This is a genomic window from Ruegeria sp. N7 (genome assembly GCF_056531345.1).
In genome coordinates this window covers 51,872-72,865 of the sequence record NZ_JBQFLR010000009.1, presented here as the reverse complement: position 1 = coordinate 72,865, position 20,994 = coordinate 51,872, and the positions used below count along the sequence as shown (strand labels likewise).

Sequence of the window (20,994 nt, the reverse complement as noted above, 5' to 3'; positions counted from 1 at the left end):
CGGGTCAGGTCTTACAGCTCGCCCACGGCGACGCTTTTGATATTCACCCATTGGTCATCCGCCGTTTTTGCGGTGGTGACAACGTCCTTCAAAAAGGCTGCCCGGGTTTCCGCGTTCAGGAACAGAAACAATTTTCCGTCTGCGACAAGGTATTGATCCGGGTCACCGTCAAATTTCTTGCCGACTGATACGCCGAACGAACAGAAGCCACCGTGCTGCGGCAGGTATGCGGCAGGGTTTGCCTCGAACGCTTCACGGTTCGCGGCGGACGTGAAATAATAGGAGGCTCCGTCATAAGTTGACGAATGAGTGGCGAAGCCTTCGACCGGGTTGCCATCATTGACCAATGCAACCAGATCAACCCCATGCGCGGCCAGCGGCGCACCGGCGGCTGAAAAGCCGTTGGACACGTTGATTTCGTCAGCGGCAAAGGCTGGGGTGGACAGGGCAACTGCAGTCGCCATGGCGGCAAAGATGAGAGATTTCATGATATTTTCCCTTTGGTTCTGGTTTCGGGTCGATCGCTTTGTCGACCGATAAGGCAAAGCTAGGGAAAGGATGCGGAACGTTTAATCTCAGATACGCCACCAGATCTTGCAGATCGTACAAAAAGGCGAATGGCTGGCGTTCAATCTGCAAATCTCCACCATCCATCCCGAGACGTAGGAAGCCGGGCGCTGGGTGACGCGCGGAACGTTGAGACATATCACCTTTGCGTTGCAAGCTGAGGCTCAGCCGCGTGGTTCGGTTCCCGGTACCAGGATTCCTTCTGACAAGAACCTGCCGCGGACCATGCAGACTTGTTCAGTCAGAATCCGCTATCGTTCAGATTGCCAAATCGCATTGGGGATCAGCGTTAGGCAGGAGTTCCTGCGCGCGCTGCCGCGCACCATAGGCTTTGCACTTGCACCGGCTCAAGATTCAGCCTATACGCGCGCTGTCGATACAAGGGCGGTCAACGTCCGGATGACGTTTCTGAGCAGGGCCGGGTTACCTCGGCCCTTTGTGTTTGTTTGCTCAGGGGCGCACCGGATCACGCTTGAAGACATCATGAAACAAGACCGGCGGAGACAACCGCTCGGCCAGCAAAAACGTACTGTAAAGGAAATGAACGCCACATGGCTAACGCATCCATGGAGGAATTCGAAGCCCTCCTGAATGAAAGCTTCGAAATGGACACGCCCGAAGAGGGTTCTGTTGTCAAAGGCAAGATTCTGGCGATTGAAGCCGGTCAAGCCATCATCGACGTAGGCTATAAAATGGAAGGCCGCGTTGATCTGAAAGAATTCGCAAATCCCGGCGAAGCCCCTGAAATCGCTGTCGGTGACGAGGTCGAAGTTTACTTGCGCGCCGCAGAAAACGCCCGTGGCGAAGCCGTCATCTCGCGCGAGATGGCCCGCCGCGAAGAGGCATGGGACCGTCTGGAAAAAGCATATGCCGACGACCAGCGTGTCGATGGTGCAATCTTTGGCCGCGTCAAAGGTGGCTTCACCGTCGATCTGGGTGGCGCGGTTGCGTTCCTGCCCGGTTCGCAGGTTGACGTACGCCCCGTACGCGACGCAGGCCCGCTGATGGGTCTGAAGCAGCCGTTCCAGATCCTGAAAATGGACCGCCGCCGTGGCAACATCGTTGTGTCGCGCCGCGCAATCCTGGAAGAATCGCGTGCCGAACAGCGCGCCGAAGTCATCGGCAACCTGACCGAAGGTCAGAACGTCGAGGGCGTGGTCAAGAACATCACCGAATACGGTGCATTCGTTGACCTGGGCGGCGTTGATGGTCTGCTGCACGTCACTGACATGGCATGGCGTCGTGTGAACCACCCGTCCGAGATCCTGACGATCGGTGAAACCATCAAGGTTCAGGTCATCAAGATCAACAAAGACACCCACCGCATCAGCCTGGGCATGAAGCAGCTTCAGGAAGATCCGTGGGATCTGGTTGCTGCCAAGTACCCTCTGGGCTCGGTCCATCAGGGTCGCGTCACCAATATCACCGACTACGGCGCATTCGTCGAACTGGAAGCCGGTGTCGAAGGTCTGGTGCACGTGTCCGAGATGTCCTGGACCAAGAAAAACGTCCACCCCGGCAAGATCGTCTCGACCAGCCAGGAAGTCGACGTCATGGTTCTGGAAATCGACGGTGCCAAGCGCCGCGTGTCTCTGGGCCTGAAGCAGACTCAGCGCAACCCATGGGAAGTGTTTGCAGAAACCCACCCCGAGGGCACCGAAGTCGAAGGCGAAGTCAAGAACATCACCGAATTCGGTCTGTTCATCGGCCTCGAAGGCGACATCGACGGCATGGTTCACCTGTCGGACCTGTCCTGGGACGAGCGTGGCGAGGATGCGATCCAGAACTACCGCAAGGGCGACATGGTTTCGGCCGTTGTCTCGGAAGTGGATGTCGAGAAAGAGCGTATCTCGCTGTCGATCAAAGCTCTGGGCGGTGACAAGTTCGCAGAAGCCGTTGGCGGCGTGAAGCGTGGCTCGGTCATCACTGTCGAAGTGACTGCAATCGAAGATGGCGGCATCGAGGTCGAGTACGAAGGCATGAAGTCGTTCATCCGTCGTTCCGACCTGTCGCGTGACCGTTCCGAACAGCGCCCCGAGCGTTTCTCGGTCGGTGACAAGGTTGATGTCCGCGTAACCAACGTCGACAGCAAGACCCGTCGTCTGGGTCTGTCGATCAAGGCACGCGAGATCGCAGAAGAGAAAGAAGCCGTGGAACAGTACGGTTCTTCCGACTCGGGCGCGTCGCTGGGCGACATTCTGGGTGCAGCGCTGAAGTCTGGCGACTAAGCCCGGGGCGCATCCCAAGCATGATTTACGGCCTCGCATGGAAGTGCGGGGCCGTTTTTGTTGCGAATCAACATGTTCCAAACACGCTGTTTAAACTCGATAATGTTCGCGCTTGAAGTGTGTAAATCGCCCTGTCGGGCAAAATTTCGCGTGAGAATATGGCAAAATAAAGCCTCAACACGCAGAGTATCCGTTCCCCCGTTCTGGGTTTTTTCCTATACTGTCAAAACAGTAGACCTGTCACACCGGCTGCCTGGGAGGGTATCACGAATGATCCGTTCAGAACTGATTCAGAAAATCGCTGACGAAAACCCGCATCTCTATCAGCGTGATGTCGAGCGGATTGTGAACACCGTGTTCGAAGAAGTCACCGATGCCATGGCGCGCGGCGACCGGGTCGAACTGCGTGGCTTTGGCGCGTTTTCGGTGAAAAAGCGGGATGCCCGCGTTGGGCGCAACCCCCGTACCGGTGAAACAGTTCAGGTCGAGGAAAAATGTGTGCCATTTTTCAAAACTGGTAAGTTGCTCAGGGATCGTTTGAACGGTAAAGCCTGACCTCATGATGCGTTACCTTCGATATGCTTTTCTTGGGACTCTCGGGATCGTTCTGATTTCCGTTTCCCTGGCGAATGTTCAGTCTGTTGAACTGAAACTGATGCCCGATGCTCTGGCCGAGCTTTTGGGCTTTAACGTCAGTACCTCTTTACCGCTTTTTCTGGTCGTTCTGGGCGGTGTTGTCGCCGGTTTGATCATCGGTTTCATGTGGGAATGGCTGCGGGAACACAAACACCGCCGCGATGCGACCGTGAAAAAGGGCGAGGTCCGCAAGCTTGAACGCGAGGTCAAGAAGCTCAAGAAAAAGCAGAACGAGGGTAAGGATGATGTTCTGGCCCTGCTTGACGAGGCCAGCTGAGGCTTATGTCTACCGATGTGTCCGTTAAAATCTGCGGTTTGACCGCCTCAGAACATGTGCGCGCAGCCGTTGCAGCCGGTGCGCGCTATGTCGGGTTCAACTTTTTTCCCAAATCGCCCCGTTACGCACCGATACCGCAAGCCGCGGCGTTGGCCGCCGAAGTACCAGTCGGCGTCGCCAAGGTCGCTCTGGCCGTGAATTTCTCGGACGCGCAGCTTGATGAGATTGTCGCGGGGGTTCCGCTGGATATGTTGCAGCTTCACGGCGGAGAGAGCCCCGAGCGTGTGGCAGAGATCAAGCAGCGCTATGGCCTGCCCGTCATCAAGGCGATCGGTGTTGCCGAGGCCGAGGATTTGGCTGCGATTGATCTGTATTCCGAAGTTGCAGACCAGCTTCTGATCGATGCAAAGCCGCCGAAGAATTCGGAACTTCCCGGCGGCAACGGTCTTCCTTTTGACTGGCGGCTGCTGGCAGGTCGCAAATATTGGCGTAGGCCGTGGATGTTGTCCGGTGGTCTGAACCCAGACAATGTCGCTGAGGCGGTCCGCATGACGGGTACGCGGCAAGTCGATGTGGCGTCGGGTGTTGAAAGCGCGCCGGGCGTAAAGGACGCTGGACTGATACAGGCATTTATCGACGCGACACGCTGATTTTGTTTGCCGCTGCCAGGGGGCGACATGGTGCGTTTTGCCATGGCAAATCCCGCGACGACCACCTATGACAGTCAGGTACGACGAGGGAGACACCCATGGCCAACGATCTTTTCAATTCCTTCATGTCCGGCCCTGACGAGCAAGGGCGCTTTGGCATCTTCGGCGGGCGTTTTGTCAGCGAAACGCTGATGCCGCTGATCCTGTCACTGGAAGAGGAATACAACAAAGCCAAGGATGATCCGACCTTCTGGGCCGAGATGGATGATCTGTGGGCCAACTATGTGGGCCGCCCCTCACCTCTGTATTTCGCGGAACGCCTGACCGAGCATCTGGGCGGGGCGAAGATCTATCTGAAACGTGATGAGCTGAACCACACCGGCGCACACAAGATCAACAACGTGCTGGGCCAGATCATTCTGGCGCGACGCATGGGCAAGACCCGGATCATTGCCGAGACCGGGGCAGGGCAGCACGGTGTGGCCACAGCCACGGTCTGCGCGAAATTTGGTTTGAAATGCATCGTCTATATGGGTGCCCATGACGTGCAACGTCAGGCCCCGAACGTGTTTCGTATGCGCCTGCTGGGGGCCGAGGTGATCCCTGTGACCTCGGGTCGCGGTACGCTGAAGGACGCGATGAATGACGCGCTGCGTGACTGGGTGACCAATGTGCGCGATACGTTCTACTGCATCGGCACAGTGGCCGGTCCGCACCCATACCCGGCGATGGTGCGTGATTTCCAGTCGATCATTGGCAAGGAAGCGAAAGAGCAGATGATGAAGGCCGAAGGCCGTCTGCCCGACACGATCATTGCGGCAATCGGCGGCGGCTCGAACGCGATGGGTCTGTTCTATCCTTTCCTTGATGACAAGGACGTCAATATCATCGGTGTCGAGGCCGGCGGTAAAGGTGTAAATGAAAAGATGGAGCATTGCGCCTCGCTGACAGGCGGTCGTCCGGGCGTTCTGCATGGCAACCGCACCTATCTGCTGCAGGATGATGACGGGCAGATTCTGGAAGGCTATTCGATTTCGGCCGGTCTGGACTATCCGGGTATCGGGCCCGAACATTCCTGGTTGCATGAGGTTGGTCGCGCGACTTACGTCTCGATTACCGACAAGGAAGCGCTTGAGGCATTCCAGCTCTGCTGTGCCACTGAGGGTATCATTCCGGCGCTGGAACCCAGCCACGCTCTGGCGCATGTCATGAAGATCGCGCCCGAGTTGCCCAAGGACCACCTGATCTGCATGAACATGTGTGGACGCGGTGACAAGGATGTTCAGACCGTCGCAAAATACCTGAACTTTGACATGTCTGACACCGAGGGCCGCACGGCCGGTTGATTTCGAACCGGGGCCACATGCCCCGGTTTACAGTCTTGATCAAGCAAGCTGTCGGAACACCCTTCGGTCCACCCTTGATTGTAATGCTGCTCCGAAATGGCCTTCGGATCTAATTGGTGTTTTAACGGGCGCAGACGGATTGTTGTTCCTGCCCTGGTGTGGCATCCGGTTTGGTCACCGTATGTTGGCCCTCGCAGGCGATCTTTTTGAACCCGACGGAGCCCGGTCAAAGAATCGTCCACAAGCGATATTACCCCGTTCAACCTGCGCCCGAAGGTTTCCAATTGGAGATCAGTGCAGCAAGCGGTGCCGTACTGTTGCAAAATTGCTGGACTGTCAGTGACTATGTCCTTTCTGTCTTTGCATGTGATTTTCCAGCGCAGCCTGTCTCACGTTTCTATCTCCACTCGACAACACAGCAAAAATTGGGTGTTTCAAGCCGTTTGAGATTTGGTCTAGGTCAAAACCCGCTTGTTCCAACAACACGACGTGTCCCGCACGCCCCAGTTGATTCCTGTCGCGTTCTATACAGCGTCTTCCAATTGAATTAACTTCTCATTAACCGGCGATTTGCGGTCGGTTCTGGGGATGTCTCTGCGAAGATGGGGCAAGGATGACGCTGCTTGGGATGCGATTTTAACCCCGGGCACTCTGGTGTTTGGCACCCACGCGGTGCTGTAGGAGGTAATATGGTTTGGTCCGCAATTACGAGGCTGTCGTGCCTGGGTCTTTTGGTTTCCGCGCTTTTGATGGGAAGCGTCAAACAGGGTCTGGCGTTTGGCAACCCTTCGTTTCCGTCCCAGACAGTCGCAACACCCAACGGCGGGCAGATTTTCTTTTCCAATCTCCAAAGTACTGCGACAGCGTTCATGTCGTTGGGCGGCTCGGGTGAAGGCCCGGGAGGATCGTTCTATTTCAACAATGGTGTTTTGACTCAACCTGCTATTACGCCAGCAGGATTGGCCAATCTGGGATATATTGGCGCGACGATACTCAGCCAGAATGGAGCCGATTCCACTTACGCCGCTGATGGCTATCTTGGGGTCATGTTCACCGCGCGCGAAACCGTGGGAGGGCCGCTTTACCTTTATGAAATCGCGCTGTCGGGTGTCACGAATACCCAGATTATCAACACGCGGACTTTGGCAGACACGACGCAGCCGACGGCCTCAATTGGTGCGCTGACAACAATCGGGAACGGTACGTTCCAAGCGGTGATCACACTTAGTGAACCCAGCACAGATTTCACGGTGGGCGACTTGTCGGTCACCAATGCGTCCGCCAGCCTGACTGGGTCCGGAACCAATTATGTCGCAACGTTGACTGCGCAAAATAACGGTACAATTGAGCTGTTTATTCCCGCAGGCGTTTTTTCGGATGCCGCCGGGAACCTGAACCTTGCGTCCAACAGGGTCAGCACACAACAGGGTGTAACGGACACACAGCGACTGGTGCAGGCCTTTCAGAACGCCCGGGCCAACAGCCTCGTGACCAATCAGCCAGAGCTGACGCAGTTTCTTCAGCAATCAGGATCAGGTGCGCTGGACTCGTCGGTAACGCAAGGATCGGGGTATCTGAAATTTGCAAGTGACCCAACCCACCCGGTCTGGTTCAATCTGTCCGGGAACTGGAGCTCTCAAAACGATTACGACAGTTCTTATGCCTTGGCCGTGGTGGGGGCGCATGGCTGGGTGAACTCGAACCTTCTGATCGGCGCCATGTTGCAGATCGACTATGCCGAAACCGAAAACGGCCCGGCCAGCGTGGATGGCACAGGGTGGCTGGTCGGACCTTATGTCGTCGCCAAACTGCCCAGCCAGCCGGTGTTTTTCGAAGGGCGCGTTCTGTACGGTCAGGCTGATAACGACATTTCTCCACTGGGCACCTATACCGACAGTTTCGATAGTGAACGCTGGCTGATCCAGTCGCGCGTAACCGGAGAGTTCAAGCGCGGTGACCTGACGCTTATGCCGCTGCTGGATGTTAGCTATGCCAGCGACGATCAGGAGGCTTATACCGATAGTCTGGGCAACCTGATCCCACAGCAGGATTTCAGCCTGACCACTGCACGGCTGGGTATGGATTTCAGTCACCCAATCCAGGTGTCGCATGGTCAGATGATGCTGACCGGTGGTTTGTCTGGTATCTGGAGCACAACATCCGGCTCAGGCACTGTTCCTGGCGTGACACCGATAGGGGATACCGCCCGCGCCCGCGCTGATCTGGGTTTTGACTATCGGCTGGAAAACGACAGCCTTCTGGCTGCAAACCTGTTCTATGACGGTATCGGCGAAAGCGGTTTTGAAAACTACAGTGTCAGCCTGATCTGGCAAATGGCATTCTGAATCAGCCATGCGCCCCTTATGGGTCCTTCAGGTCTTTGCCTTATTTTGAAGCAAAATGTCGAGCGGTACGATCTCCAGCGCGCGTTGATGTGTCGCCTCCAGATGAACCTGTGGCGCGCATCCTTCGTCATGAGCTTGCAAAAACCGGCTGGCGCATAAACACCAGCTGTCGCCGGGGCGAAGGCCGGGAAAGTCGAATTCGGGTCGTGCCGTGCTCAGATCATTGCCGACATATTTTGAGAATGCCAGAAACTCGGCCGTCATCACGGCGCAGACGGTATGACTGCCCTGATCCTCGAGGCAGGTATTGCACGCGCCATCCCGGAAAAACCCCGTCAAAGGGTCGCGAGAGCACGGGGCCAGAACGCCACCCAGTACATTGATACTGTCTTGTTTCTGCATAATGGCATCTTACAGACTTTCCGCAATCTTGCGGAACATTTCGATGTTAAGATCATTCACGCCGGGTTCACGGAACAGCCTGTCTGCACCAGTGGACACAATCAGAACGCCCCTGGGTTGGTTGAAATAGATGTATTGCCCATAGACGCCACGGGCCAGAAACTCTCCTTCATGCGCGCCGCGGGGAATCCACCATTGATACCCGTACCCGATCTCTCCTTGTGCGGTCGGTGCGCTGGGTTGGGTGGCTTCGAAAATCCATTCGGCAGGAACCAGTTGTTTTCCATTCGCGATGCCGTCCTGCAGGATCATTTGTCCGAACCGGGCGAAATCGCGCGTAGTAAAGTTGAGGCCCCCCAAAACAAAAGCGACCCCTGCACCATCAGTGATGTAGTATCCGTCCCGCTCCAGCCCCAACGGTTGAAGGATCTTCTCCGTCAGAAGGTCTGCCACGTTCCGCCCGGTCGCACCGCGTATCACCATGCCCAGAACATGGGTGTCGATCGACACGTATTGCCAGGTTTCACCCGGTATCGCAAAGCTGTCCTGCAGTGAGGCTGCGAAGTCGTCCAGCTCACCACCCAGGGCAACCACACGCCCCATCCGATTGATGTCGGAATTTGGGTCGAGATAATCTTCATCAAACGTCACGCCGCTTGCCATGTTCAGCACGTTGCGGATCGACGCGGTTTCATACGCGCTGTCTTTCAGTTTTGGCGCATATTTGACAACCGGGTCATCCAACGACCCGATTGCCCCCTCTTGCAGCAGGATACCGAAAAGCGCCGAAAGATAGCTTTTGGCGACCGACCAGGAAATCCTCCGGTCATCCGGCCCGGTGCCAAGATAATATTCCTCGAACCTGACTTTGCCGTTCTGCATAACCAGCAACGACGTGACCGCGCGTTCATCGATCCAACTGTCGGTTCCCTCCGGCAGCTCGAACCCTTCGCCATAAGGCAGGTCCCAGGTTGGCGCGTCGCCACGCGGCAGGTTCACGGTCAGAAAAGCCTCGTCCATGTGCGAGAAATTGTGAACGATCTTCTCTTCCGAAAATAACGAGTTCACGGCCAAAAGGCGCTGCAACTCTTCGCGCTTCCACAGCCCGACGGCAGTGGCGGCCAGAACCAGCGCCAGTACGATGCGCAGCACCCACTTCAATATGGATTTCATCGCATTGCCTCCCTAGTTGAGCGGTATTGGAACGCGGGAGATCACATTCCGCAACCTCTACGTAACGGAAAGAGGCAGAGGCGCTACCTGAATTTGTCCAAAAGCTTCTGCATCGCCGACCGGTCGTCGCCCGCGGCGTCGGGTGCGGCTGTTGAAGCTGTGTCGGCTTTTGGTGCGGCGGTCTTTGATGATCGCGGCGGGGCAGTGCGCAAAGCAATTGCATTCATGAACTTGCCGCCCTCGTCCTGAGCCAGATAAGCAGCCCCGTCCGAAACACCCCGAAGAACGTCGTCCAGCCAGCTGGTTTCGGATTTCGCAAAATCACTGAGCACGTACCCCGAAACCATTTCCTTGCGGCCCGGATGTCCGATCCCAAGGCGTACACGGTCATAGGCCGCCCCGATATGCTCATGGATCGAGCGCAGACCGTTATGCCCGGCGTGCCCGCCCCCTGCCTTGACGCGCAACTTGCCCGGGGCAAGGTCCAATTCGTCATGAAATACAACAACGTCGGTGGATTCGAGCTTGTAAAACCGCATCGCCTCACCCACGGATTGACCCGATCGGTTCATGTAGGTTTGCGGTTTCAACAGCAGGACTTTCTCGGTGCCAAGCCGACCTTCCGAAATCTCGGCCTGAAACTTCGATTTCCAGGGACCAAACCCGTAATTTTCTGCGATCCGGTCCAGGGCCATGAACCCGATATTGTGCCGGTTCCGGGCATATTTCTGGCCCGGGTTTCCCAATCCAACAAACAGCTTCATGTTTCCGTTTTGCCTCTGTAGCTCCAAAGCCATTTCATGCCCGGAAATCGTCAGGAAATCCAGTCAGGCCCGATTATTGGACCCGCAAAAAAAAACGGGGCTCACCCGAGCCCCGCTTCAAAGTCGGAAACACTGTTCCAGACTTATTCTTCTTCTTTTCCGACAACTTCGACTTCATCGGCTGCAACTTCACCATCTTCATCGTCGTCGCTGGTGGACAGACCAGTCGGCGCCGAGATGTTGGCAATCACAAAATCACGGTCGATGGTTGGTTTGGTGCCCTCAGGCAGTTCAACCGACGAAATGGTCACAACGTCATTGATGTTCAGACCGGTCAGATCAACGGTGATCTTTTCAGGAATGTCACCGGCGGTGCACATCAGTTCGACTTCCGGGCGGACAACGGTCAGAACGCCACCCTTTTTGATGCCAGGGGCCGCACCTTCATTGATGAACTCAACGGGGATGAACAACGCGATCTTGGTGGTCCGGCGCAGGCGCATCAAGTCCAGATGGGTCGGCAGGTCTTTGACGACATCACGCTGAACGTCGCGGCAGATGACGCGGACGTCATCGTGGCCTTCAACTTTCAGGTTCCACAAGGTCGACTTGAACCGGCCCGCTTTCAGGCGCTTGAACAAGACGTTGAACGGGATCTGGATTGGCAACGGTTCTTTGTCGCCACCAAATACGATGCCCGGAACCATGCCGTCACGGCGTGCTTGACGAGCGGCGCCCTTGCCTGTCCCCGTCCGTTCCAGAGCTACGAGATCAGGAATCTCACCAGCCATGATATATTCTCCAATGTTAGGGCGGGCATCCTCCAAGGCTGTATACCCGCGTGAAGCCGCGTCCTTAGCTTGATTCACCCGATTTGGAAAGAGGTATTTCTTGCCATGCCGTTCGGCTGGGTTCTATCGCCTGTCCTGGAGTATTATCGGGTGGACGATTGAAGGATCCCCAGCTTCATCTGGCCATAAATATCCCGGGGGAGGCGCCCGGAACGGGCGTCGGGGGCAGAGCCCCCTGATTGACCGGTTACGCTTGCCAGCGGCCCCCGAAGTTTTCAGGTATCAGCAGATTGTGACGCCCCAACGCAGCCACGTTTTTCTCACCACAAAGCGCCATTGTCGTATCAAGCTCCCTCTGGATCAGCTCAAGCGCCGTGGTGACACCTTTCTGACCCATGGCACCCAGACCATACACAAACGCGCGGCCAACATAGGTCCCTTTGGCCCCAAGCGCTAAGGCTTTGAGCACGTCTTGTCCAGATCGGATACCGCTGTCCAGATGCACCTCGATATCGCCCCCAACTGCATCCATGATCTCGGGCAGGACACGAATCGAGCTTAGCGCGCCGTCAAGTTGACGCCCACCATGGTTTGACACGACAATGGCATCGGCACCCAGCTTGGCGGCCATCCTTGCGTCATCCGCATCAAGGATGCCCTTAAGGATCACTTTCCCGCCCCATTGCTCCATCAGTTTTTCAACCTTCGACCAGTCGAGGCTGGGGTCAAACTGTTCTGCGGTCCAGGCCCCCAATGAAGACGCGTCCGAAATACCATGCACATGCCCCACGATATTGCCGAACTCGCGCCGCTGGGCCCGCAGCATTTCAATGCCCCAGGCCCATTTGGTCATCAGGTTGGCGATGGTCTTTGCCGTCAGTTTGGGCGGGGCCGACAGACCGTTTTTCAGGTCCTTGTGCCGTTGGCCCAGAATTTGCAGGTCGAGCGTGATTACCAGTGCGGAACATTTCGCATCTTTTGCTCGCTGGATCAGGCGGTTGATGTAGTCCGTGTCCTTCATCGTATAAAGCTGGAACCAGAATGGTTTGTTGGTATATCCGGCCACATCTTCGATCGAGTTGATGGACATGGTGGACAGCGTAAAGGGCACACCAAATTCCTCGGCGGCTTTGGCGGCCTTCATCTCTCCGTCTGCATGTTGCATCCCCGTCAACCCGACCGGGGCAAGCGCAACAGGCATTGAAACGTCTTCGCCAATCATTTGCGAAGATGTCGACCGACCGGACATGTCGACCGCAACCCTTTGGCGAAGGCGTATTTTTTCAAAATCGGTCGTGTTTTCGCGAAAAGTCTGTTCTGTCCAGCTGCCGCTTTCGGCGTAGTCATAGAACATACGGGGCACGCGGCGTTCATATATGCGTTTGAGGTCTTCGATATTGGTGATCACAGGCATGAAAACAGGGCTCCGCGTTCATTGGTTAGTTTTCTTTACCAATTCATTCCCAAGGCTGCAATGTCTTGACGTCACAGTGATGGGACGCGAAAAACCCGCCGCGGTATCCGCGACGGGTCACAATTCTCGCATGTTGGCTGCGAAATCAGGCGCTGTGCGCGCCATCCGAAAGAGATTTCACAAAGGTCAGCACGTCGGTCACAGGTTTACCTGCGCCGATCTGGCTGACGATCGCTGACCCGACCACCGCGCCGTCCGACACCGAAGCGATATTGCGCGATTTCTCGGGTGTGTTGATCCCGAACCCCACGATCACCGGCAGATCGGTCGCGGTCTTGATGCGGGCAACCTCGGGGCCAACATCTGTTGCCTCTGCCTCGGCTGCGCCAGTTATCCCGGTGATCGAAACGTAATAAACAAAGCCCGAAGTGTTTTGCAGAACACGAGGCAGGCGTTTGTCATCCGTGGTCGGGGTCGCTAGGCGAATGAAATTCAGACCTGCCGCTTGCGCGGGCAGGCAGAGTTCTTCGTCCTCTTCGGGGGGAAGGTCCACCACGATCAACCCGTCAATCCCTGCCGCTTTTGCATCGGCCAGAAACGCGTCGACACCGCGGCTGTAGATCGGGTTGTAATACCCCATTAGGACAATGGGGGTTGTATCGTCTGTTTCCCGAAACGTTCGTGCCAGATCCAATGTGCGTTGCAAGGTCATGCCCTGCTCAAGCGCACGTTGGCCCGCAGCCTGAATAGTAGGGCCATCGGCCATCGGGTCGGTAAAGGGTAGGCCCAGCTCGATAACATCCACGCCAGCGCCTGGCAGGCCTTTGACCACTTCAAGCGAAGTGTCATAGTCGGGATCCCCGGCCATGACATAGGCGACAAAGGCCTTCTTGCCTTCAGCTTTCAGGGCGGCGAACTTGGCGTCGATACGGGTCATCGGATGTCCTTGCACTCGGGTTTCGACCTGATGTGCAGAAACTTTGACCGAAAATCAATCCCGCCCAGACAGGAATGGATCAGAAGCCCAGATGATAGCGTACCAGCAGGGCATTCACGCCCGGGTTTTCGTCATTGGTACTGGCGTTGGATTTATGGGTAAGCGCTACAGACACGCTGTTGCCATTGTTCAGGTTATAGCCAAGACCCAAAAGGCTGCGAATCTGAAAATCGCCCCCAAGATCATTCAGGTCGTTGCTGGCATTATAGTAGCCGGGCATTACACTGCCTTCCACGAACCAGCGATCGCTCAGCGCATACTGCCCGATCAGGCCCGCGCCGATATGCGTGTCACCATCTTCATCTACAGTTAGGGCCGCACCCCAACCGGCGCGAAACCGCGTGGCCTGATGAAATGGTGCATGGTGGTATTCAATCGAGATCAGGCCCTGATCCTCGGACGTGTCTTCGGAATAATCAGCGTATCCAGCGCCAAAAACAATGGTCTGTGCCTGGGCTGACACGCAGGCCGTTGCCGCCATTACGGTTACAAGAAAAAAGTGTTTCATCGGGTTCCGCTAACAAAAAGTGATCGTGCGATATTAACTGGTTATCGTAGGTGCCGTTTTTCAATTTAGACAAGAACACATTTTCCAAACAATTTTGTGATGTGGCGAAATGGACTCGGCAAAGGTGCCGCCAGCAATCCCTTGCGCATTCAGGCGGACCTGCATAGAAGCTGCGATCGTATTCTATGCAGGAGGCCGTGATGGGCTTTAAGATGGGAATCGTGGGTCTACCGAATGTCGGCAAGTCGACCCTGTTCAATGCGTTGACCAAAACCGCAGCTGCGCAGGCCGCGAACTTCCCGTTCTGCACCATTGAACCCAATGTCGGGGATGTTGCGGTTCCCGACGCCCGTCTCGACAGGCTGGCAGCGATTGCGTCCTCAAAACAGATTATCCCGACGCGGATGACTTTTGTGGATATCGCGGGTCTGGTGAAAGGCGCGTCAAAGGGCGAAGGGCTGGGCAACCAGTTTCTGGCGAATATTCGCGAAACGGATGCGATTGCACATGTGCTGCGCTGTTTCGAAGACGGCGACGTGACACATGTCGACGGGCGTGTTGATCCGGTTGCGGACGCTGAAACGATTGAAACCGAACTGATGCTGGCCGATTTGGAAAGCATCGAAAAGCGCCGGGCCAATCTGGTGCGCAAGCTGAAGGGCAACGACAAGGAGGCGCAGCAGCAGGATCGCCTGTTGGCCGAGGCGCAGGCCATGCTGGAAAGCGGCAAGCCCGCACGTCTGGTCGAAGTCAGCGACGAGGACGCCAAGGCATGGAAGATGTTGCAACTGCTGACCACCAAACCGGTTCTCTACGTCTGCAACGTGTCCGAGGAAGACGCCGCACAAGGCAACGAATACTCTGCCCGCGTGGCCGAAATGGCCGCTGCGCAGGGCAATGCCCATGTCATCATCAGTGCCAAGATCGAAGAAGAGATAAGCCTGCTGGACGAGGACGAAGCCCAGATGTTCCTTGAGGAGATGGGACTGGAAGAGCCCGGCCTCGACCGTCTGATCCGCGCTGGTTACGATCTGCTGAAGCTGGAAACCTATTTCACCGTTGGCCCGAAAGAGGCCCGCGCCTGGACCATCCGCACTGGCACCGCCGCTCCGCAGGCCGCCGGTGTGATCCATGGCGATTTCGAAAAGGGTTTCATTCGCGCCGAGACCATCGCCTATGACGACTATGTCGCCGCCAATGGCGAACAGGGCGCGAAAGAGGCGGGTAAGATGCGGGCAGAGGGTAAGGGCTATATCGTCAAGGACGGCGATGTGATGCACTTTTTGTTTAATACCTGATCAATTGGGCTGTTCCTGTCGGGTGAGCGGGGTATCCTGCCTTATCCGCAGCATTGGAGCTTTCCTTGATCGAAATCCGCGACCTGCAACTGCTCAGCGCTTTGGCGCGGCATCGGCATTTCGCCAAGGCGGCCGAGGAGTGCGGGATTTCACAGCCTGCGTTTTCTATGCGCATCCGCAATCTTGAGGATCGTTTGGGTGTCTCCATCGTCCGCCGCGCCAACCGGTTTCAGGGCCTGACCGAAGAGGGCGAGATGATCGTCCAGCGGGCGCGGCGTATTCTGGACGACACCAAGGCGCTGGAACAGCAGGTGCTCGCTGCCAAGGGCGAAATAACGGGCACACTGATCCTCGGCGTGATACCGACCGCAATCGCTTTCACGGGACGGTTGGTCAAAAGGCTGCGTGACGCGCATCCCCGTATCGTCACACGCATTGAAACCATGTCAGCCACTGCAATTCAGCATCGGCTGGACGAAGGCAGCCTTGATGCCGGGGTGACTTATGGTGACAGTATCGGCACCGATTTCCGGCAGGTTCAGCCCCTTTACGAGGAAACCTATGTGTTGTTGGTGCCCACGCATCTGACGGACCAGAGCGGCCCGATCCCGTGGGCGCAGGTCGCAGAATTTCCGCTCAGCCTTTTAGAGCCGCAGATGCAGAACCGGCGTATTCTGGACCGGGTGTTTGCCGAACAGGGGCTGCACCCTGACATCGTGGCCGAAACCAGCGGTTTCACGGCTTCGATGGTCATGGTGCGTGAGGGGCTGGCGGCGACGGTTGTCCCTCGGGTTCTGGTGCGCGCGCTGGGCGATTTGAAGGGAACGAAAGTGTTGCCGCTGATCGAACCTGTTGTCAGCAAACCGATTTGTCTGGCGACCCTCAGCCGGGACCCCGAGTTGCCGACGGTCAAGGCTTTGCGGGATGTGGTGACCTCTTTGCGGTGATAAGGTGTCGTTATCGTGCGATTGCCAAAAGCGATTTGACGATATGTTTGCCTGATGAGAGACGGAACCTCAATCGGAGGGCATCATGGCACCATTAGATACCAAGCCATCAGGCACACCCAAGGGCGTCTGGAAGTCAGGTAAAGGCAAGGGGCGGCACACACCCAAAGGCCGTCAGTTCACGGATGAGGCGCAGGCTGAAATCACACGCCTGCTGGGCGATCGTCCGCGCCGCCGCGATCTGTTGATCGAATTCCTGCATTTGATTCAGGACGAACACGGTCATATCAGCGCCGACCATATCGCGGCATTGGCTGTCGAGATGCGGATCGGTCAGGCCGAGATCTACGAAACCGCGACTTTCTATGCCCATTTCGATGTGGTGAAAGAAGGTGAGACGCCTCCTCCCGCTTTGACCATACGGGTTTGTGATTCCCTCTCTTGCGAAATGGCTGGTGCCCAGCAGTTACAGAAGGCGTTGGAAGACGGTTTGGACCCCGCCGAAGTTCGCGTCGTTCGCGCGCCCTGCATGGGGCGTTGCGATACCGCTCCGGTATTGGAGATTGGCCACAACCACATTGATCATGCGACCCCCGAAAAGGTGCAGTCGGCGATTGCAGCAGGGGACACCCATGCGCATCTGCCCGACTATGAGACCTTCACGGCCTATGAGGCAAACGGCGGCTACGTCAAGCTGAAAGATCTGCGCGACGGCGGTGATTGGGAACAGGTGCAAGAAGACGTCCTGTCCTCGGGCCTGCGTGGTCTGGGCGGCGCTGGCTTCCCGTCAGGTAAGAAATGGGGCTTTGTTCGTATGAACGAAGGTCCGCGCTATCTGGCGGTAAACGGCGACGAGGGTGAGCCCGGCACATTCAAAGACCGCTATTATCTGGAGCGCACGCCGCATGTCTTCCTCGAAGGTATGCTGATCGCCGCGTGGGCAGTCGAGGCCGAGACCTGCTTCATCTACATGCGCGACGAATACCCGGCAGTGCTGGGTATTCTGCGTCGTGAGATTGCGGCATTGGAAGATGCCGGTATCGTCGCAAAGGGTTACATCGACCTGCGCCGGGGTGCTGGCGCTTATATCTGCGGTGAAGAATCCGCGATGATCGAATCGATCGAGGGCAAGAAGGGCCTGCCACGCCACCGTCCTCCGTTCGTGGCACAGGTTGGGGTCTTTAACCGTCCGACCTTGGTGCACAATGTCGAGACGCTGTATTGGGTCTCAAAAATCTGCCGCGAAGGGCCGCAGATTCTGAACTCTGTTGAAAAGAACGGCCGCAAGGGCCTGCGCAGCTATTCGGTCTCGGGGCGTGTGGCGAAGCCAGGCGTTTACCTGCTGCCCGCAGGTTCGACCATTCTTGATGTGATTGATGCCGCCGGCGGCATGGCTGATGGCCATGTGTTCAAGGCGTATCAACCAGGCGGGCCGTCGTCTGGTCTTCTCCCCTCAAGCATTGACGACGTCCCGCTCGACTTCGACACGCTTCAGCCGCTTGGCACTTTCATCGGGTCGGCCGCCGTTGTGGTTCTGTCCGATCAGGACACCGCCCGCGATGCAGCGATTAACATGCTGCGGTTCTTCGAGGATGAAAGCTGTGGCCAGTGCACACCTTGCCGGGCAGGTTGCGAAAAGGCGGTAAAGCTGATGCAGGCCGACAAGTGGGATACCGATCTGTTGGAAGATCTGTGTCAGGTCATGGGCGATGCCTCGATCTGCGGTCTGGGGCAGGCGGCCCCGAATCCGATCCGCCTGGTCATGAAACATTTCGCTGACGAAATCTGAAGGGAGACAGAGCCATGCTTGACGCAAGCCCAACCAAGACCGTCACCTTCAACCTGAACGGCGATGACGTCACCGTGCCCGCGGGCACCACGATCTGGGAAGCGGCCAATGGCCGGGGCCTGGTGATCCCGCATCTATGCCACAAGCCTGCACCGGGATACCGCCCCGATGGCAACTGTCGCGCCTGCATGGTCGAGGTGGAGGGCGAGCGCACCCTGGTCGCCTCGTGCATCCGCCCGGCGGCCGATGGGATGGTGGTCAAGACCGACACCGACCGCGCCGAAAAATCGCGCGCCATGGTGATGGAACTACTGGTGGCCGATCAGCCCGAGCAGCCGCATGACGTATCCAGCCATTTCTGGGATATGGCCAAGCTGAACGATGTCAGCGACAGCCGTTTTCCTGCGAAAGAGGCCGAGAATATCCCGCTTTTGGATGACAGCCATGTGGCGATGCGTGTCAATCTGGATGCGTGTATCAACTGCAACCTTTGTGTTCGGGCCTGCCGCGAAGTGCAGGTGAATGACGTGATTGGCATGGCTGGTCGCGGTCATACCGCGCAGGTGGTGTTCGACCAGAATGACCCGATGGGTACCTCCTCCTGTGTTGCTTGCGGTGAATGTGTTCAGGCCTGCCCCACCGGTGCGCTGATGCCTGCCACCGTGCTGGACGATCAGCAGCAGGGGGACAGCAAGGATTATGATAGCGAAACCGAAAGCGTCTGCCCGTTCTGCGGTGTGGGCTGCAAAGTGTCGCTGAAGGTCAAGGACGGCAAGGTGAAGTATGTCGAGGGCATCAACGGCCCCGCAAACGAAGGTCGTTTGTGCGTCAAAGGTCGCTTTGGCTTTGACTACATCCACCACCCGCACCGCCTGACCAAACCTTTGATCCGGCGCGAGGATGCGCCCGCCAAGGGGCTGAACGTTGATCCGGGCAACCTGTCGACCCATTTCCGCGAGACGACCTGGGAAGAGGCGATGGATCTGGCCGCGACCAAGCTGATGGCCCTGCGCGCCGAAGACCCACGTTCGGTTGCGGGCTTCGGTTCGGCCAAGTGTACCAACGAAGAGGCGTACCTGTTCCAGAAGTTCATCCGTCAGGGCTTCAAGCACAACAACGTCGATCACTGCACCCGTCTGTGCCACGCTTCATCCGTTGCGGCGCTGATCGAGAATGTGGGTTCGGGCGCGGTGACGGCGACCTTTAACGAGATCGAAAACGCCGATGTGGCGATCATCATCGGTTCGAACCCGATCGAGAACCACCCTGTCGCGGCGACCTATTTCAAGCAGTTCGCCAAGCGTGGCGGCAAACTGATCGTTATGGACCCCCGTGGCGTTGGTATGCGCAAGTTCGCGGATGAAATGCTGCAGTTCCGTCCAGGGGCCGATGTCTCGATGCTCAACGCGATCATGAACGTGATCGTTGAGGAAGAGTTGTATGACAGCCAGTACATCCACCGCTGGACCGAGAACTGGGAGGCCGAGAAAGAACACCTGCGCGCCTTCACGCCCGAAGCGATGGCACCGATCTGTGGTATTGAACCGGATCAGCTGCGCCGGGTCGCCCGCACCTTTGCGCAGGCCAAAGCGGGCCTGATCTTCTGGGGCATGGGCGTCAGCCAACATATTCACGGCACCGACAACTCGCGCTGTCTGATTTCGCTGGCTCTGATGACCGGCAATGTCGGTAAACCCGGCGCAGGCCTGCACCCGTTGCGAGGGCAAAACAACGTGCAGGGCGCATCGGATGCGGGCCTGATCCCGATGTTCCTGCCGGACTATCAGTCGGTGACTGACGACGGTGTTCGCGCCAAGTTCAATGATGTCTGGCATTCGGATGACTTTTCGAACGAGAAGGGCCTGACGGTGACCGAGATCATCGATCAGGCATATGCGGGCAACATCAAGGGCATGTATATTCAGGGTGAAAACCCGGCCATGTCCGATCCGGATGTGAACCACGCCCGCGCGGCACTGGCCAAACTGGATCTGATGATCGTGCAGGACATCTTCCTGACCGAGACGGCGAACTATGCCGATATCATCCTGCCTGCCTCGGCACTCTATGAAAAGAACGGCACGGTGTCGAACACCAACCGTCAGGTACAGCGTGTACGGCCTGCCGTTACCCCTCCGGGTGAGGCGCGCGAAGATTGGAAGATCACGGTTGAGCTGGCACAGCGCATCGGGCTGAATTGGGACTACACCGATGTGTCGCAGGTCTTTGCCGAGATGAAACTGACCATGGCGTCGCTTGACAACATCACGTGGGAGCGTCTGGAGACCGAGACGATTACCTACCCGTCGCTCAGCGAAACCGATCCGGGTCAGGCCATCGTGTTCGGGGATGGTTTCCCCCGTTCGGGCGGCAAGGCGAAGTTCACTCCCGCCAGCGTCATTCCGCCGGATGAGGCCCCGGACGAGGAATACCCGATGATCGCCACCACTGGCCGTCAGCTGGAACATTGGCACACCGGCTCGATGACCCGCCGGTCCAATGTTCTGGACGCGGTGGAGCCGGAGGCGAACTGTTCGATGAATCCACGTACGCTCAAGCTTATGGGAATCGAGCCGGGCGATATGATCCGCCTGACCACACGTCGTGGTTCGATTGAGATCATGGTCCGCGCGGACCGGGCGATTGCCGAGGATATGGTGTTCATCCCGTTTGCCTATGTTGAGGCGGCGGCGAACATCCTGACAAACTCAGCCATCGACCCTTATGGCAAAATCCCCGAGTTCAAATTCTCGGCCATTCGCGTCGAGAAGATCGAAGGCGCAGTTGCGGCTGAGTAAACCCAATACATATCAAGCAAAGAAGGCGGCCAGACGGGTCGCCTTTTTCTTTTCTTGACAGGCG

Annotated in this window: 18 protein-coding genes; 10 read left to right on the top strand and 8 right to left on the bottom strand. The window is 57.1% G+C overall.

The window, feature by feature from the left end; genetic code table 11:
* Positions 1-11: 11 nt before the first annotated feature.
* Positions 12-488 (bottom strand): YHS domain-containing (seleno)protein, encoded by a 477-nt coding sequence (locus tag ACR0ES_RS11940; RefSeq protein WP_480870792.1) that lies wholly within the window; start codon positions 486-488, stop codon positions 12-14.
* A 630-nt stretch (positions 489-1,118) separates the two neighbouring features.
* Here ACR0ES_RS11940 and rpsA point away from each other — a divergent pair.
* The 6 genes from rpsA (at position 1,119) to ACR0ES_RS11910 (ending at position 8,049) form a co-directional block, all read left to right on the top strand.
* Positions 1,119-2,795 carry a 30S ribosomal protein S1 gene (gene rpsA, locus ACR0ES_RS11935; RefSeq protein WP_480484015.1) on the top strand — a complete coding sequence of 559 codons (1,677 nt, stop codon included), beginning with the start codon at positions 1,119-1,121 and terminating at the stop codon, positions 2,793-2,795.
* Positions 2,796-3,065: 270 nt separating this feature from the next.
* On the top strand, positions 3,066-3,350 hold the full coding sequence (gene ihfB, locus ACR0ES_RS11930; protein ID WP_050603110.1) for an integration host factor subunit beta: 285 nt from the start codon (positions 3,066-3,068) through the stop codon (positions 3,348-3,350).
* 7 nt (positions 3,351-3,357) lie between these two features.
* Positions 3,358-3,708: a LapA family protein gene (locus tag ACR0ES_RS11925; protein WP_267365457.1), complete on the top strand. Its 351-nt coding sequence runs from the start codon at positions 3,358-3,360 to the stop codon at positions 3,706-3,708.
* Positions 3,709-3,713: 5 nt separating this feature from the next.
* Positions 3,714-4,358, top strand: coding sequence for a phosphoribosylanthranilate isomerase (locus tag ACR0ES_RS11920; RefSeq protein WP_480832714.1), 645 nt, complete (start codon positions 3,714-3,716; stop codon positions 4,356-4,358).
* A 98-nt stretch (positions 4,359-4,456) separates the two neighbouring features.
* A complete protein-coding gene (gene trpB, locus ACR0ES_RS11915; protein ID WP_267365446.1) occupies positions 4,457-5,704 on the top strand; it encodes a tryptophan synthase subunit beta in 1,248 nt (415 codons plus the stop codon).
* Between the two features lie 689 nt (positions 5,705-6,393).
* Entirely contained in the window at positions 6,394-8,049 is a 1,656-nt protein-coding gene (locus tag ACR0ES_RS11910) for an Ig-like domain-containing protein (protein ID WP_480538616.1), read from the top strand.
* A 27-nt stretch (positions 8,050-8,076) separates the two neighbouring features.
* Here ACR0ES_RS11910 and ACR0ES_RS11905 read toward each other — a convergent pair whose 3' ends face one another.
* The 7 genes from ACR0ES_RS11905 to ACR0ES_RS11875 all read right to left on the bottom strand — a co-directional run bounded on the left by ACR0ES_RS11905 (position 8,077) and on the right by ACR0ES_RS11875 (position 14,098).
* A complete protein-coding gene (locus ACR0ES_RS11905) occupies positions 8,077-8,451 on the bottom strand; it encodes a DUF2237 family protein (RefSeq protein WP_480538614.1) in 375 nt (124 codons plus the stop codon).
* Positions 8,452-8,460: 9 nt separating this feature from the next.
* A complete protein-coding gene (locus ACR0ES_RS11900; protein WP_480870790.1) occupies positions 8,461-9,624 on the bottom strand; it encodes a serine hydrolase domain-containing protein in 1,164 nt (387 codons plus the stop codon).
* Positions 9,625-9,707: 83 nt separating this feature from the next.
* Positions 9,708-10,388 carry an aminoacyl-tRNA hydrolase gene (gene pth, locus ACR0ES_RS11895; RefSeq protein WP_480870788.1) on the bottom strand — a complete coding sequence of 227 codons (681 nt, stop codon included), beginning with the start codon at positions 10,386-10,388 and terminating at the stop codon, positions 9,708-9,710.
* A gap of 143 nt (positions 10,389-10,531) precedes the next feature.
* Positions 10,532-11,179, bottom strand: a complete 648-nt coding sequence (locus ACR0ES_RS11890; RefSeq protein ID WP_267366092.1) for a 50S ribosomal protein L25/general stress protein Ctc — start codon at positions 11,177-11,179, stop codon at positions 10,532-10,534.
* A gap of 247 nt (positions 11,180-11,426) precedes the next feature.
* Complete coding sequence (locus ACR0ES_RS11885) at positions 11,427-12,593, bottom strand: alpha-hydroxy acid oxidase (protein ID WP_480484008.1); 1,167 nt, start codon at positions 12,591-12,593, stop codon at positions 11,427-11,429.
* 145 nt (positions 12,594-12,738) lie between these two features.
* Entirely contained in the window at positions 12,739-13,530 is a 792-nt protein-coding gene (gene trpA / locus ACR0ES_RS11880) for a tryptophan synthase subunit alpha (protein WP_480488245.1), read from the bottom strand.
* Between the two features lie 79 nt (positions 13,531-13,609).
* Complete coding sequence (locus tag ACR0ES_RS11875) at positions 13,610-14,098, bottom strand: acyloxyacyl hydrolase (RefSeq protein ID WP_209505423.1); 489 nt, start codon at positions 14,096-14,098, stop codon at positions 13,610-13,612.
* Positions 14,099-14,298: 200 nt separating this feature from the next.
* On the opposite strand from ACR0ES_RS11875, the gene ychF reads away from it, so the two are divergent.
* The 4 genes from ychF (at position 14,299) to fdhF (ending at position 20,930) form a co-directional block, all read left to right on the top strand.
* Complete coding sequence (gene ychF, locus ACR0ES_RS11870; RefSeq protein ID WP_480494836.1) at positions 14,299-15,396, top strand: redox-regulated ATPase YchF; 1,098 nt, start codon at positions 14,299-14,301, stop codon at positions 15,394-15,396.
* A 65-nt stretch (positions 15,397-15,461) separates the two neighbouring features.
* The gene (locus ACR0ES_RS11865) at positions 15,462-16,343 is read left to right on the top strand and encodes a LysR family transcriptional regulator (RefSeq protein WP_267365476.1); all 882 of its coding nucleotides are present in this window, start codon (positions 15,462-15,464) and stop codon (positions 16,341-16,343) included.
* Between the two features lie 85 nt (positions 16,344-16,428).
* On the top strand, positions 16,429-18,132 hold the full coding sequence (locus tag ACR0ES_RS11860; RefSeq protein ID WP_480774049.1) for an NAD(P)H-dependent oxidoreductase subunit E: 1,704 nt from the start codon (positions 16,429-16,431) through the stop codon (positions 18,130-18,132).
* Between the two features lie 14 nt (positions 18,133-18,146).
* Complete coding sequence (gene fdhF / locus ACR0ES_RS11855) at positions 18,147-20,930, top strand: formate dehydrogenase subunit alpha (protein WP_480870787.1); 2,784 nt, start codon at positions 18,147-18,149, stop codon at positions 20,928-20,930.
* Positions 20,931-20,994: the final 64 nt, after the last annotated feature.